The organism is Agrococcus sp. UYP10 (assembly GCF_040547205.1).
Classification (GTDB): Bacteria; Actinomycetota; Actinomycetes; order Actinomycetales; family Microbacteriaceae; genus Agrococcus; species Agrococcus jenensis.
The window spans coordinates 1,131,795-1,145,450 of record NZ_JBEPPG010000001.1 but is presented as its reverse complement, the minus strand read 5'-3'; the positions used below and the strand labels follow the sequence as shown (position 1 = coordinate 1,145,450).

The 13,656-nt window shown below is 73.2% G+C and carries 15 protein-coding genes; 10 read left to right on the top strand and 5 right to left on the bottom strand.

Annotated elements, in window-relative coordinates; genetic code table 11:
* Positions 1 to 56: 56 nt before the first annotated feature.
* On the bottom strand, positions 57 to 497 hold the full coding sequence (gene paaI, locus ABIB37_RS05700) for a hydroxyphenylacetyl-CoA thioesterase PaaI (RefSeq protein ID WP_354257835.1): 441 nt from the start codon (positions 495 to 497) through the stop codon (positions 57 to 59).
* Between the two features lie 122 nt (positions 498 to 619).
* On the opposite strand from paaI, the gene paaA reads away from it, so the two are divergent.
* From paaA to ABIB37_RS05650, 10 genes are all read left to right on the top strand, one after another.
* Positions 620 to 1,603, top strand: coding sequence for a 1,2-phenylacetyl-CoA epoxidase subunit PaaA (gene paaA, locus ABIB37_RS05695; protein ID WP_123696537.1), 984 nt, complete (start codon positions 620 to 622; stop codon positions 1,601 to 1,603).
* Between the two features lie 100 nt (positions 1,604 to 1,703).
* Positions 1,704 to 2,009, top strand: a complete 306-nt coding sequence (gene paaB, locus ABIB37_RS05690) for a 1,2-phenylacetyl-CoA epoxidase subunit PaaB (protein ID WP_123696538.1) — start codon at positions 1,704 to 1,706, stop codon at positions 2,007 to 2,009.
* Positions 2,006 to 2,902, top strand: a complete 897-nt coding sequence (gene paaC, locus ABIB37_RS05685) for a 1,2-phenylacetyl-CoA epoxidase subunit PaaC (protein WP_502914030.1) — start codon at positions 2,006 to 2,008, stop codon at positions 2,900 to 2,902. The genes paaB and paaC overlap by 4 nt, the downstream gene beginning before the upstream one ends.
* A gap of 14 nt (positions 2,903 to 2,916) precedes the next feature.
* The gene (paaD, locus tag ABIB37_RS05680) at positions 2,917 to 3,441 is read left to right on the top strand and encodes a 1,2-phenylacetyl-CoA epoxidase subunit PaaD (protein WP_502914065.1); all 525 of its coding nucleotides are present in this window, start codon (positions 2,917 to 2,919) and stop codon (positions 3,439 to 3,441) included.
* A 2-nt stretch (positions 3,442 to 3,443) separates the two neighbouring features.
* Positions 3,444 to 4,571: a 1,2-phenylacetyl-CoA epoxidase subunit PaaE gene (paaE, locus tag ABIB37_RS05675; protein ID WP_354257833.1), complete on the top strand. Its 1,128-nt coding sequence runs from the start codon at positions 3,444 to 3,446 to the stop codon at positions 4,569 to 4,571.
* A gap of 4 nt (positions 4,572 to 4,575) precedes the next feature.
* Positions 4,576 to 5,307, top strand: coding sequence for an NUDIX domain-containing protein (locus ABIB37_RS05670; protein WP_354257830.1), 732 nt, complete (start codon positions 4,576 to 4,578; stop codon positions 5,305 to 5,307).
* A gap of 55 nt (positions 5,308 to 5,362) precedes the next feature.
* Positions 5,363 to 6,154 (top strand): enoyl-CoA hydratase/isomerase family protein, encoded by a 792-nt coding sequence (locus ABIB37_RS05665; RefSeq protein ID WP_354257828.1) that lies wholly within the window; start codon positions 5,363 to 5,365, stop codon positions 6,152 to 6,154.
* Positions 6,155 to 6,164: 10 nt separating this feature from the next.
* The gene (locus ABIB37_RS05660) at positions 6,165 to 6,890 is read left to right on the top strand and encodes a maleylpyruvate isomerase family mycothiol-dependent enzyme (RefSeq protein ID WP_354257825.1); all 726 of its coding nucleotides are present in this window, start codon (positions 6,165 to 6,167) and stop codon (positions 6,888 to 6,890) included.
* Positions 6,891 to 6,948: 58 nt separating this feature from the next.
* Positions 6,949 to 7,575, top strand: coding sequence for a DUF805 domain-containing protein (locus ABIB37_RS05655; RefSeq protein ID WP_354257822.1), 627 nt, complete (start codon positions 6,949 to 6,951; stop codon positions 7,573 to 7,575).
* A gap of 13 nt (positions 7,576 to 7,588) precedes the next feature.
* The gene (locus ABIB37_RS05650; RefSeq protein WP_354257819.1) at positions 7,589 to 9,736 is read left to right on the top strand and encodes a RecQ family ATP-dependent DNA helicase; all 2,148 of its coding nucleotides are present in this window, start codon (positions 7,589 to 7,591) and stop codon (positions 9,734 to 9,736) included.
* Between the two features lie 69 nt (positions 9,737 to 9,805).
* On the opposite strand, the gene ABIB37_RS05645 is transcribed toward ABIB37_RS05650, so the two are convergent.
* The 4 genes from ABIB37_RS05645 to ABIB37_RS05630 all read right to left on the bottom strand — a co-directional run bounded on the left by ABIB37_RS05645 (position 9,806) and on the right by ABIB37_RS05630 (position 13,589).
* The gene (locus tag ABIB37_RS05645; protein ID WP_354257816.1) at positions 9,806 to 10,402 is read right to left on the bottom strand and encodes a uridine kinase family protein; all 597 of its coding nucleotides are present in this window, start codon (positions 10,400 to 10,402) and stop codon (positions 9,806 to 9,808) included.
* Positions 10,392 to 12,017 carry a DHA2 family efflux MFS transporter permease subunit gene (locus ABIB37_RS05640; RefSeq protein ID WP_354257813.1) on the bottom strand — a complete coding sequence of 542 codons (1,626 nt, stop codon included), beginning with the start codon at positions 12,015 to 12,017 and terminating at the stop codon, positions 10,392 to 10,394. The genes ABIB37_RS05645 and ABIB37_RS05640 overlap by 11 nt, the downstream gene beginning before the upstream one ends.
* Positions 12,018 to 12,131: 114 nt before the next feature.
* A complete protein-coding gene (locus tag ABIB37_RS05635; RefSeq protein WP_354257810.1) occupies positions 12,132 to 13,097 on the bottom strand; it encodes an FAD-dependent oxidoreductase in 966 nt (321 codons plus the stop codon).
* A gap of 72 nt (positions 13,098 to 13,169) precedes the next feature.
* Positions 13,170 to 13,589: a methyltransferase domain-containing protein gene (locus ABIB37_RS05630; protein WP_354257807.1), complete on the bottom strand. Its 420-nt coding sequence runs from the start codon at positions 13,587 to 13,589 to the stop codon at positions 13,170 to 13,172.
* Between the last annotated feature and the right edge of the window lie 67 nt (positions 13,590 to 13,656).

Here is a 13,656-nt window from a genome sequence, read left to right as displayed (position 1 = left end):
CGGGTTTCCGGGGCGGAAACCCGCGGTAGAGGGAAGCTCGGCGTCTCGCGGGTGGGTCAGGCGGGGCCGCCGGCGCCGGTCGGCGCCGCGGGGGCGGGGCGGTTGGTGGCGAACGAGCGGCCGCGGAACTCCGCGACGGTGTCGCCGGTCTCGTCGACGACCGAGACGTCGTAGATGCCGTTGCGGCCGGAGCGCCAGCGGCGCTCGGCGGTCGCGGTGAGCGTCTGCCCGACGTGCGTGGCCTTCGCGAACGTGATGTCGGCGCCGGAGGCGACCGTCACGGTGGCGTCCTCGTTGCACGCGTAGGCGAAGGCCGTGTCGGCGAGCGTGAAGACGAGTCCGCCGTGGGTGATGCCGAAGCCGTTCACCATCGCATCCGTGATGGGCATCGTGAGCACCGCGCGGCCGCGCTCGAGCTCAGCGATCTCGATGCCGAACGCCTCCTTGGCCCGGTCCGTCTCGGCCATGATCGTGGCCAGCCAGCTCTCGTCTCGCATCCGTGCTCCATCGCCCGTGTGATCTGTCGTGCTCGAGCGGCCGTTGCGGGTCCGCTCGAGGTGAGTCTATACTTACTGAACGTTCGGTAACTAATTCCGAATCCCAGGAAGGGGAGTCGACGATGACGCTCACCGCACCCGACGCATCCGCCACGGGCGACCTCGACGAGGCCGAGCTGCAGGCCCGCTTCGATGCGCTCATCGAGGCCGACCAGCGCATCGAGCCGCGCGACTGGATGCCCGACGCGTACCGCAAGACGCTCATCCGCCAGATCTCCCAGCACGCGCACTCCGAGATCATCGGCATGCAGCCCGAGGGCAACTGGATCTCGCGCGCCCCGAGCCTGAAGCGCAAGGCGATCCTCATGGCCAAGGTGCAGGACGAGGCCGGCCACGGGCTCTACCTCTACTCCGCCGCGCAGACGCTCGGCATCAGCCGCGACGAGATGACCGAGCAGCTCATCGAGTCGCGCGCCCGCTACTCCTCGATCTTCAACTACCCGACGCCGACGTGGGCCGACATGGGCGCGATCGGCTGGCTCGTCGACGGCGCCGCGATCTGCAACCAGGTGCCGCTGTGCCGAGCCTCCTACGGCCCCTACGGGCGCGCGATGGTGCGCATCTGCAAGGAGGAGTCCTTCCACCAGCGCCAGGGCTTCGAGATCCTGCTCGAGCTGAGCCAGGGCACCGAGGCGCAGCACCGGATGGCGCAGGAGGCCGTGGACCGCTGGTACTGGCCGTCGCTGATGATGTTCGGCCCGCCCGACGACGAGTCGCCGAACTCGGCGCAGTCCATGGCCTGGAAGATCAAGCGCTTCTCGAACGACGAGCTGCGCCAGCGCTTCGTCAGCATGCTCGTGCCGCAGGCGGAGGTGCTGGGGCTCACGCTCCCCGACCCGAACCTCCGCTGGAACGAGGAGCGGGGCGAGTGGGACATGTCGGAGATCGACTGGACCGAGTTCAACGAGGTGCTCGCCGGCCGCGGGCCCGCCAACGCCCAGCGCATCCAGCACCGCCGCGACGCGCACGAGGACGGCGCGTGGGTGCGTGAGGCCGCCGCCGCCTACGCCGAGAAGCAGGCCGCCCGCGCCCGCCAGGCCGCCTGACCCACACCGACACGACCGTCGAGCCTCCCCGAACTGCGGGATTCGACGCAGCAATCCCGGACTTCAGGGAAGTTCGACGGAGCAGGACGAGGAGACGAAGATGTCGACACCCGGAGATGTCGCCGGCGAGGGCTGGCCGCTGTACGAGGTGTTCGTGCGCGCCAACCGCGGCCTGAGCCACGTGCACGTCGGGTCGCTCCACGCGCCCGACGACGACATGGCGCTGCGCAACGCGCGCGACCTCTACACGCGCCGCAACGAGGGCGTCTCGGTGTGGGTCGTGCGCTCGAGCGCGATCACGACGAGCGACCCCGATCAGAAGGGCGCCTTCTTCGAGAGCCCCGCGGGCAAGAACTACCGCCACGCCAAGTACTACGAGAAGAGCGCGGAGGTCCCCCACCTGTGACTCCCCAGCCCCCGGCCCGCGACGCCGCATCCGTCGCCGCCGCGCACCAGGCCGATGCCGACGCCGTGCACGGCGACGTCTCCGTCGACGAGCTCGAGCTGCAGTCCGAGCTGTCCGGCGCGGATGCGTCGGCGACGGCGACGCCCGACGTCGCGGCGTACGCGCTCCGGCTCGGCGACGACGCGCTCATCCTCTCCCAGCGGCTCGGCTGGTGGATCTCGCGCGCGCCGGAGCTCGAGGAGGACATGGCGCTCGGCAACATCGCGCTCGACCTGCTCGGGCACGCGCGCTCGCTGCTGCACTACGCCGGCACCGCATCCGGCAGGACCGAGGACGACCTCGCCTACTGGCGCGACGAGCACGAGTTCCGCTGCGCGTGGCTGTTCCAGCAGCCGAACGGCGACTTCGCGCACACGATCGCGCGCGGCCTGATCGCGGCCATCTGGATGCAGGAGCTCTACACGGCGCTGTCGCGGTCGACGGATGCGTCGCTCGCCGCGATCGCGGCCAAGTCGGTGAAGGAGGTCGCGTACCACCGCGACCACGCCGTGCAGTGGACGCTCCGGCTCGCGGGCGGCACCGAGGAGTCGCGCCGCCGCCTGCTCGTCGCGCTCACCGACACCTGGCCGTACACCGACGAGCTCTTCCGCGACGACGAGCTGCACGACCGGCTCGGCGACATCGCGCCGCGGCCGTCGAGCCTGCGCGCCGGGTTCGATGAGATCTGGACGGCGGTGCTCGCCGAGGCGGAGATCACCGAGGCGGACTTCACGAACTCGAAGATCGGCCAGTCGTCCGGCGGCGGCCGCCACGGCCACCACTCCACCCACCTCGGCCCGCTGCTTGCCGAGATGCAGGTGCTCGCGCGCCGCCATCCCGGGGCGACGTGGTGAGCGCCGCGCCGGTCGTGGATGGTCTCGACCCGCGCGCCTCCGGCGGGCGGCTCGACCAGCGTGCCCGGGAGGCGTGGCGCATCGCCGCCGCCGTCACCGACCCGGAGGTGCCGGTGCTCACGATCGAGGACCTCGGTGTGCTCCGCGACGTGCGCATCGAGGGGCAGACCACGGTCGTCACCCTGACGCCCACCTACTCCGGCTGCCCGGCGATCGACCAGATGCGCGACGACGTGCTGCTCGCGCTCACCGTCGAGGGCTTCCGCGACGTGCGCGTCGACTTCACCCTCTCCCCCGCCTGGACGACCGACTGGATGAGCGACGCCGGCAAGGCGAAGCTCGAGCAGTACGGCATCGCGCCGCCCACGCACCGCGCGGGCGAGCGGCGGGGCCCGATCCCGCTCTCGCTCGGCGTGAAGTGCCCGCGCTGCGGATCGCTGCGCACGCGTGAGGTCTCACGCTTCGGCTCCACCGCCTGCAAGTCGCACTTCGAGTGCCTCGCGTGCCTCGAGCCGTTCGACCACTTCAAGGTGCACTGAGCGTGGCCGCCATCAACCTGGGCTCGAGCACGTCCCGCAAGCGCGCTCGCTTCCACGAGCTCGAGGTCGCCGCGGTGCGACCGCTCACCGAGAGCGCCGTCGAGGTGACGTTCGCCGTGCCGGAGGCGCTGCACGACGACTTCGGGTACGTCGCCGGCCAGCACCTCGCGCTCCGCGCGACGATCGACGGCCACGAGGTGCGCCGCTCCTACTCGATCTGCCGCCCGCCGACCCCCGGCTCGATCTCGGTCGCGATCAAGCGTGACCTCGGCGGCCGCTTCTCGACCTGGGCGAACGCCGAGCTGCAGCCCGGCGCGCGCATCGACGTGATGGTGCCGCAGGGCACGTTCACCTCGGCGCTCGACGAGGTCGACGGCGCGCACGTCGTCGGCATCGCGGCCGGCAGCGGCATCACGCCGATGATGGCGCTCGCGCACGAGGTGCTCTCGCGCTCGGCGACGTCGACGTTCTCGCTGCTGTTCTCGAACCGGTCGACCCTCGACGTCATGTTCATCGAGGAGCTCGCCGACCTCAAGGACCGCTACCCCTCGCGGCTCGCGCTGCACCACGTGCTCTCGCGCGAGCAGCGCGCCGCGCCGCTGATGTCGGGCCGCATCGACGAGGAGCGGCTCGAGCGCATCCTGACCGACCTCATCCGCCCCGACACCGTCGACGAGTGGTTCCTCTGCGGGCCGTTCGAGCTCGTGCAGCTCTGCCGCGACGTACTCGCCGCGAAGGGCGTCGACCCGTCGCACGTGCGCTTCGAGCTGTTCACGACGGGCAAGCCGGATGCGGCGGGCGGCGACCGCGGACGCCCCGTGCAGGTCGATGCCGGCGAGGACACCTGGACGCTCGACTTCACGCTCGACGGGCAGTCGACGCAGGTCGAGTCGCCGCTGTCGGCGCGGGAGTCGATCCTCAACGCCGCGCTGCGCGTGCGCCCGGACGTGCCGTTCGCGTGCGCGGGCGGCGTGTGCGGCACGTGCCGCGCGAAGGTCGTCTCGGGCAGCGTGACGATGACCGAGAACTACGCGCTCGAGCCCGACGAGATCGCCCGCGGCTACGTGCTCACCTGCCAGTCGCACCCGAAGCCCGACACGGCCAAGGTCGTCGTCGACTACGACGTGTAGCGGCATGGAGCAGGAGATCGATGCGCCCACCGGCGTGCCCAGCGGTGTGCCCAGCGGTGTGCCCGGTGTCGACATCCCCGACCGCCGCGGCCGCACGGGCCTCGACCGCGCCGGCCGCGACCTCGACCGCAACCCCCGCGTCGTCGTCACGGACGTGCGCCTGCTGACCTCGAACTGGTTCGTCACGCGGGCGACGACGCTCGAGCTGCAGCACTCGGACGGCAGCTGGTCGACGCAGGAGCGCGAGACCTACGACCGCGGCGACGGGGCCTGCATCCTGCTCTACGACGAGGGTGCGCGGACCGTGCTGCTCACGCGCCAGTTCCGCTACCCCGCCTACGTGAACGAGCACCCCGACGGCATGCTCATCGAGGCCGCCGCGGGGCTCCTCGACGCCGACGAGCCCGAGGCGGCGATCCGGCGCGAGACCGAGGAGGAGCTCGGGCACCGCGTCGGCCCCGTCGAGCACGTCTTCGACGTCTACATGAGCCCCGGCTCCGTCACCGAGCGCCTCCACTGCTTCGCGGCGCCGTACGACCGCACATCCGTGATCGCCGGCTCGCGGCACGGCGTCGCGGCGGAGGGCGAGGACACCGAGGTGGTCGAGCTCGACATCGACGACGCGCTCGCGCGGATCGGGGTCGACATCGTCGATGCCAAGACGATCATGCTGCTGCAGTGGGCCGCGCTCCGCGGTCCCTTCGCCACCGGTGCGCGGGCCGAGGCGGCCGAGTGACGACGGGCCCGGCAGCCGGTCGCGACCGTAGGCTTCCGACGACGAAGGAGTCCCGATGATCGACCTCACCATCACCGACGACATCGCCGAGGTCGTGCTGGACGCACCCGATCGGCGCAACGCGCTCGACGCATCCGCGCTGCAGGAGCTGTCGGATGCCTACGCGGCCGCCGAGCGCGCCGGCGTGCGTGCGCTCGTGCTGCGCGGCGAGGGCAGGGCGTTCTGCGCGGGGCGCGACATCTCGCAGGTCGACCCTCGCACCGACGACGCGATCGGCTTCCTGCGCGGCTCCCTGCAGCCGCTGCTGCAGCGGATGGCGGCCTTCCCCGCCCCGACGTTCGCGGTCGCGCACGGCGCGTGCCTCGGCATCGGGCTCGGGCTGCTCATCGCGACCGACGTCGTCTACGTCGCGGAGTCCGCGAAGGTCGGCAGCCCGTTCGCGGCGCTCGGAGCGACGCTCGACTCGGGCGGCCACGCCCTCTTCTACGAGCGGCTCGGCGCCCACCGCACGCTCGACCTCATCTACTCCGGCCGGCTCATGAGCGGCGCCGAGGCGGTCGCGCTCGGGCTCTTCTCGCAGTCGTTCCCCGACGACGATGTGCTGGCGGCGACGCGCGCCGCGGCCGCGCACGCCGCCGCCGGACCGACGCTCGCCTACCTCGCCTCGAAGGAGATCATCCGCGGCCTCCGCGACGAGCGGATGGGCCTGTGGCAGGCCGTCGACGCCGAGAACATCGCGCAGGCGGCGCTCGCCCAGACGCCCGATTTCCGCGAAGGCTTCGCCGCCTTCCAGCAGAAGCGCACCCCCGCCTTCACTGGCCGGACCGGGGTCGGCGACCGGGAGTAGCGTTCGCGGCATGGACCACCTCGCCGTGCTCGCCGACCTGCAGGCGCGCTTCCTCGAGACCACACGCCGCGCAGACCCGGCCGTGCGCATCCCGTGGCTCGGGCGCTGGACGGTGCAGTCGCTCGTCGTGCACCTCGCGCGCATCCACCACTGGGCGGCAGGGCAGGCGCGGCGGCAGCAGGAGTCGCCGCTCGGCCGCGGCCCCTTCGACCTGCCCGTGCTCTACGAGTCGTGCGCGCGCGAGCTGCGCGAGGCGCTCGCCGAGCTCGACCCCGCCGCCCGCGCGTGGGCGCTCATCGACGACGGCGTGCCGCGCGCGCAGCAGACCGGCACCGTCGCGTTCTGGCACCGGCGGCAGGTGCACGAGACGCTCGTGCACCTGTGGGATCTGCGCACGGCCGTCGGCGAGGACCTCGACGTCGACGACCGCGTCTGGCTCGACTGCCTCGACGAGGTGGTGACGGTCATGCATCCGCGGCAGGTGCGGCTCGGCCGCATCGCCCCGCCGCGCGTGCGCGTCGTGTTCGCCCCTGTCGGTGCGGATGCGCGGCTTGAGCTCGCCGGCGCACCCGCCGACGCGCCGATGGCGGTCGTGCGCGGGTCCGCGCGCTCGCTCGCGCTGCTGGTGTGGGGTCGCGGCGTGCCCGACGACGACCGCCTCGCAGCCGACGGGGTCGAGGTGGAGGGCGATCGGGCGCTCGCCGAGGCGACGGTGCGCGCGGGGCTCACGCCCTGACCCCCAAGGGCCGGTCCGAGCGTCGTCATCCGCGCCCGACGTACCCCACACTGGAGGGGTGAGCATCTCCTCCGTCGTCCCCGTCGGCCAGCCGCTGCCCGGGGCGTCGTTCCGGCAGGCGATCGGCCGCTTCTTCCGCGGCTACGTCGCCTTCTCCGGGCGGGCGAGCCGCAGCGAGTTCTGGTGGGCGATGCTCTTCACGTTCCTCGTCTCGCTCGTCGCGCAGATCCCGTTCTGGGCGGTGTGGGCGGCGTTCATGACGCAGGTCATCGCGACCGCCACCAGCACCGGCAGCGGGATGGGGACCTCGATCGATCCCCTCACGTTCGCGCTGTCCGGTGGGATGCTCGGGACCATCGGGATCATGCTGGTCGTCTCGCTCGCGCTGGCGCTCCCCACCTACGCGGTGATGTGGCGACGCCTCCAGGACGCGAGCTTCCACGGCGCGTTCGCGCTGCTCTCCCTGATCGGCGCGAGCATCGTGCCGCTCGTCATGTGCGTGTTCCCGTCGAACCCCGCCGGCATCCGCTTCGATCCCGCCTACCGCGCGCAGATGGCGGCCCACGGCCACGGGCAGCACGCCGCATACAGCTCGCCGGCGTACGGCCCGCCCGCATACAGCTCGCCGGCGTACGGCCCGCCCACGTACGGCCCGCCGACCGACGGCCCTGTCAGCGGCACCTGAGACCCTCGGACCCGTGACGAGCACGCACGACGACGCCCTCGAGATCCTGCGCACCCTCGTCGGGTCGCCCGACGCCGTCTTCCACGAGGGGCAGTTCGAGGCGATCGAGACGCTCGTCGAGGGCCGGCAGCGCGCGCTCGTCGTGCAGCGCACCGGCTGGGGAAAGTCGGCGGTGTACTTCGTGGCGACGCTGCTGCTGCGCGCGCGAGGCGCGGGCCCGACGCTGCTCGTCTCGCCGCTCCTCGCGCTCATGCGCGACCAGGTCGAGGCCGCCGCCCGCGCCGGCGTGCGCGCCGTCGCGATCAACTCGGCCAACCCGCACGAGTGGGGCGACGTGCTGCAGCGGCTCGACGCCGACGAGGTCGACGTGCTGCTCGTCTCGCCCGAGCGCCTCAACAACCCGCGCTTCCGCGAGGAGCAGCTGCCGAAGCTCATCCCGCGCACGGGGCTGCTCGTCGTCGACGAGGCGCACTGCATCTCCGACTGGGGCCACGACTTCCGCCCCGACTACCGCCGCCTCCGCGATCTCATCGCCGAGATGCCGCACGGCGTCCCGGTGCTGGCCACGACGGCGACCGCCAACTCGCGCGTCGTCACCGACGTCGTTGAGCAGCTCGAGCACGCCGGCGGCGAGCCGGTCGTGACGATCCGCGGCCCACTCGCGCGAGCCTCCCTCCGCCTGGGCGTGCTGCGGCTGCCGGATGCCGGCGCGCGGCTCGGGTGGCTCCTCAGCCACCTCGGCGAGCTGCCGGGCTCGGGCATCATCTATGCGCTCACGGTCTCCGCGGCCGAGGACACCGCCCGGCTGCTGCGCGAGGCGGGCCACGAGGTGCAGGCGTACACCGGGCGCACGGACGCCGGCGAGCGCGAAGGGCTCGAGCAGGCGCTCAAGCAGAACAACGTGAAGGCGCTCGTCGCGACGAGCGCGCTGGGGATGGGCTTCGACAAGCCCGATCTCGGCTTCGTCGTCCACCTCGGGGCGCCCTCGTCGCCGGTCGCCTACTACCAGCAGGTCGGTCGCGCCGGTCGTGCCGCGATGATCGCCGGCAGGGCGGCGAGCGCCGACGTGCTGCTGCTGCCCGGCACCGAGGACGAGGCCATCTGGCAGTACTTCGCGACCTCGTCGATGCCCGACGAGCGGAAGGCGCTCGCCGTGATCGACGAGCTCGCGTTCGAGGGCGCGCCGCTGTCGACGCCCGCCCTCGAGGCGCGCGTCAACCTCAAGCGCACCCCGCTCGAGCTCCTGCTCAAGGTGCTCGACGTCGACGGCGCCGTGCGGCGCGTCACGGGCGGTTGGGTCGCCACCGGCCAGCCGTGGGTCTACGACGCCGAGCGCTACGCGCGCATCGCCGCCGCCCGCGTGCAGGAGCAGCAGTCGATGCTCGAGTACGAGCGCACGACCGGCTGCCTCATGGAGTTCCTGCAGCGCGCGCTCGACGACGACACCGCCGTGCCCTGCGGCCGCTGCGACAACTGCGCGGCCGCGGCGGGGCAGCCGGCCTGGTACCCGCGCGACGTGCGGGAGGAGGCGTCCGGCCAGGCGCAGCAGTCGCTCAGCCGTGTCGGCGCCGCCATCGAGCCGCGCGCGCAGTGGCCGACCGGCGCGGGCTCCCTGGGCGTGCAGGTCAAGGGCAACATCCCTCCGGCGGACCGGCTCGAGGCCGGTCGAGCGCTCGCGCGGCTCACCGACCTCGGCTGGGGCGGCGCCCTGCGCGACCTCTTCTCGCCCGGCACGCCCGACGCTCCGGCGAGCCCCGCGCTCGTGCAGGCGTGCGTGCGCGTGCTGGCCGAGTGGGGCTGGGACGAGCGCCCGGCGGCGATCGTCAGCGTGCCGTCGCGGCGCCGCCAGCAGCTGGTCGACTCGGTCGCGCGGGCGCTGTCGGAGGTGGGTCGCCTGCCGTACCTCGGCGCGCTCAGCCTCGTCGACGGCGGCCCCTCGGGCGAGCCGGGCGGCAACAGCGCCTACCGCCTGGCGAGCGTCTGGGACCGGTTCGGCGTGGGACCCGAGCTGGCGACCGCGCTCGAGGGCGTCGCGGGGCGGCCGATCCTGCTCGTCGACGACCTGGTCGACAGCCGGTGGACGATCACGGTGGCGGGCCGCCTGCTCCGCGGTGCCGGCGCGTCCGCGGTGCTGCCCTTCAGCCTCGCCCTGCAGGCGTAGCGGTCAGTCCGCGACGTACCGGAGGTCGGCGACGTACTGCCCTTCAGCCTCGCCCTGCAGGCGTAGCGGTCAGTCCGCGACGTACCGGAGGTCGGCGACGTCGCGCGGGGCGAAGCGCGCGTCGAACGCGCGCTCGGTCGGCGCCCACACGTCGCGCCAGAGCGCGTCGTGGTCGTTCCCGGCCTCGCGGTCGCGACGCATCCCCCGCTCCGTCGCCAGTTCGAGCGGCACATCCACCCAGACGGTGAGGTCGAACCGGGGCAGCAGCTGCGGATGCAGCAGGCCGACCGCGTCGACGAGCTGCACGGGTGCCGCCTGCGCGATGCGCGCGGGCTGCCGCCCGCCGGTCGCCCAGTCGACGGGGCGGTGCTCGGCCGGCTCGCCCGCCCGGAGCGCGTCGAGCACGGCGCCGAGCTCGTCCCGCAGCAGTGCGGCCCAGTCGTCGCTGCGGTCGCGGCTGCCGCGCGGGTCGAGGAAGTCGTCGCCACGCACCCGCTCAGCGGGCAGTCGTGCCGCGAGCGCCCGCGCGAGTGTCGTCTTGCCGGCGCCGCCGTAGCCCGCGAGACCCACGATCACGACGTCGCGGCTAGCCATCAAGGCGCGGATGCGTGCGGCGACCTCGTCGACGGAGGTCGCGGTGCGCGCGTCGGCCGGGTCAGGCCGCATCGGCCCGCTCAGCGGCGACCGCGCCGACCTCCGGCCGGATCCGCAGGCTCGAGAGCAGCCCGACGACGAGAGCGCTCGCCGCGATCCAGGCCGCGAGCGACGTGCCGTCCGTCATCGCGGCGCGCGCCGCATCCGCCACGAACGCCGTCTGCGGGTTGGCCGCGAGCGCGGCGATGCTGCCGCCCGAGCTCGCGTTCACCGAGTCGACGAGGCCCTGCAGCGTCGGGTCGCCGGCGACCGCATCCGCGAGCCGGTCCTCGGTGCCGACCTGCAGGGTCGTGAAGAAGGCGGTGCCCAGCACCGCGATGCCGAGCGCCGAGCCCGTCTGGCGCGCCGTGCTCTGCGTGGCTGAGCCCTGGCCGCTCCGCTCGACCGGCACATCCGCGAGCACGACGCTCGTCAGCTGCGCGGTCGCGAGCCCGACGCCCATGCCGTAGACGAAGAGCACCGGCGAGGTCAGCCACGCGGTGCTGTCGGGGCGGATGAGCAGGGCGAGCGCCGCGATCGCCGCGATCTCGAGCACCATGCCGATCCGCACGACGGCGATCGGGCTCAACCGGCGCGAGAGCGCCGCGACCCCACCGCTCGCGAGGAAGGAGCCGGCCGCGAGCGGCACGAGCGCGAGCCCGGCCTCGAACGCAGAGAAGCCGAGCACGTTCTGGAACCACAGCGGCAGCGAGAGGATCAGCCCGAACTCGCCGAAGCTCACGATGAGCGCGGTGATGTTGCCGTTCGCGAACGACGGGATGCGGAAGAGCGACAGGTCGAGGATCACGCCCTTGCCCGCCGCGCTCCTGGCCCGCTCGAGTAGCACGAAGGCGGTGAGGGCGACGACGGCGACGAGGAACGCGACCGGGACGGGCGAGAGCCCCGCGACGTCGAAGGGCGCATCCTCCGAGGCGGTCCACCAGCCGTAGCTCCGCCCCTCGATCAGGCCGAAGACAAGTGCGCCGAAGCCGAGGATCGACAGCAGCGCGCCCCCGAGGTCGAGCCGCTGCACCGCACCGGTCACCGCCTCCGACGACTCCGCGACGAACAGCAGCAGGCCCGCGATGATGAGCAGGCCCACCGGCACGTTGATGCCGAACGCCCAGCGCCAGCTCGCGTTCTCGGTCAGCCAGCCGCCCGCGAGCGGTCCGATCGCCGCCATGCCGCCGATCGTCGAGCCCCAGACCGCGAAGGCGATGCCGCGCTCGCGGCCGTGGAAGTTGGCGTTCAGCAGCGCGAGCGAGGTCGGCAGGATCATCGAGCCGCCGAGGCCCTGCAGCGCACGGCCGCCGATGAGCAGCGCCCCGCTCTCGGCGATCGCGCACAGCACGCTCGCGACGATGAAGATGACGACGCCGATGAGCATCATCCGGCGCCGGCCGATGCGGTCGGCGAGCCGGCCCCAGGTGAGCAGCAGCGCCGCGAAGAGCAGCGTGTAGATCTCCTGCACCCACTGGATCTCGGTGCTCGAGATGCCCAGATCGTCGACGATCGACGGGATCGCGACCGAGACGATCGTCGAGTCCATGATGATGAGCGCCACGCCGAGGCTGATGGCGAGCAGCCCCCACCAGCGGTACCGGACGAAGCGATCGGCGCGGGCGGTCGGATCGGGGGTCTGGCTCACGAGTGCTCCTCAAGGACGGATGCGCGGGCCGCTCATGCAGTCCGGAGGCACCTCGATCGCAGAATGGTAGCCAGGCTTCCTATGTGCTCGGCGACGGGATCGGCGCCGAGGCCGTCACCGCTGCGCGAGCAGCGTCGCGACCCGCTCGGCGGTGCCCCACGAGAGCGTCATGCCGGAGCCGCCGTGGCCGTAGGCGGCGATCGTGCGCAGTGCCCTGTCCGGCACCTCCTCGACCCGCAGGCGCTCCCGGCCGGGCCGCAGCCCGACCGCGCGCGACAGGATGCGCTGCCCGGCCACGGCGGGCACGAGGGCCGCGCAGCGCTCGAGGATGCCGGCCTCGATCGCGGGGTCGGGCTCGAGCGACGTCGCGCCCGGCTCGTGCGTGCCGCCGAGCACGAGGCAGTCGCGCCGCGGCAGCACGTACGCGAGCCCAGCCGGGTTCTCGTCGTCGACGATGAACTCCGTCACGCCCGGGTCCTCGATGCGCACGACCTGGCCGCGGATCGGCACGACGCTCGCGTCGTCGCCGAGCAGCGTGCCCCCGCGCGCCCCGGCCGCGACGATGACGGCGTCGAAGTCGGGGGCGAGCGCATCCACGTCGTCGACGGCGCGTCGCTCGAACCGCACGCCGAGCGCCTCGCACCGCCGCCGCAGCCACGGCAGGTAGAGCGACATCGTCGCGAGCGGCACGGTGGTGCGCATGCCGGTCGCACCCGTCCCGTGCAGCGTGGAGGGCAGCTCCGCCGCGTCGACCTCGGTCGCCGGCACGAGCGCCGTCCAGGAGCGGTCCGGCTGCGGCGACCGCTCGACGATCACGCCGGTGCGGAGGTCGATGCCCGCCTCCGGGTGCTCGGCGGCGATCCCCGTGAACCGCTCGAGCGTCGAGGCGAGCATCGCGTCGACGACCGCGGACCGCTCGGCGGCGTAGGGGAACCAGACGGCACCGGCGACGGCCGAGGTCGAGTCGAGCGGGTCCAGGTCGTGCAGCACCGCGATCTCCCGGCCGCCGCGCTCGGCGAGCTCGAGCGCGACCGACAGCCCGATCACGCCCGCCCCGATCACGGCGACCCGCTCCCCCATCGATCCTCCTCAACGTCGCCGGTGGTCACTCAAGCGCATTATCGCGCTCAGCTACCACTGGCGACGTTGAGATCAGTGGAGGGGGACCGCCTCGAGGGGGTCGCCGCGGTCGATGTAGACGGATGCGTCGGGCGTCGTCGCCGCCGCCAGGTGCGCGAGCGCCGCCTGCTCGAGCTCGGGATGCCGGCCGTCGAGCGCGCCGACGCGGATCGCGACGACGAGGTCGAACGGCTGCTCGTCGCGGCGGAGCCGGAACTCCTCGGCGGCGCCGACGCGGAAGTCGAGGCCGCCGCGGTCGGGGGCGCTCTGCGCCGCCGCGATGGCGAGCGGGGAGCGGTCGATGCCCAGCACGTGGCCCTCCGGCCCCACGCGCTCGGCGATCGCGCGGGCGAGCGCCCCCGGGCCGCATCCGACCTCGAGCACGCGCATGCCCGGACGCAGCGGCAGCGCCTGCAGCACCGCCGCGAGCCGCGGCGAGAGATCGGCAGCCATGTCGCCTCCAGGGCACCGAGCATGGCGGTGCGGCGCGGGCGGCGCAAGGGATGCCGGCGAGACGCAC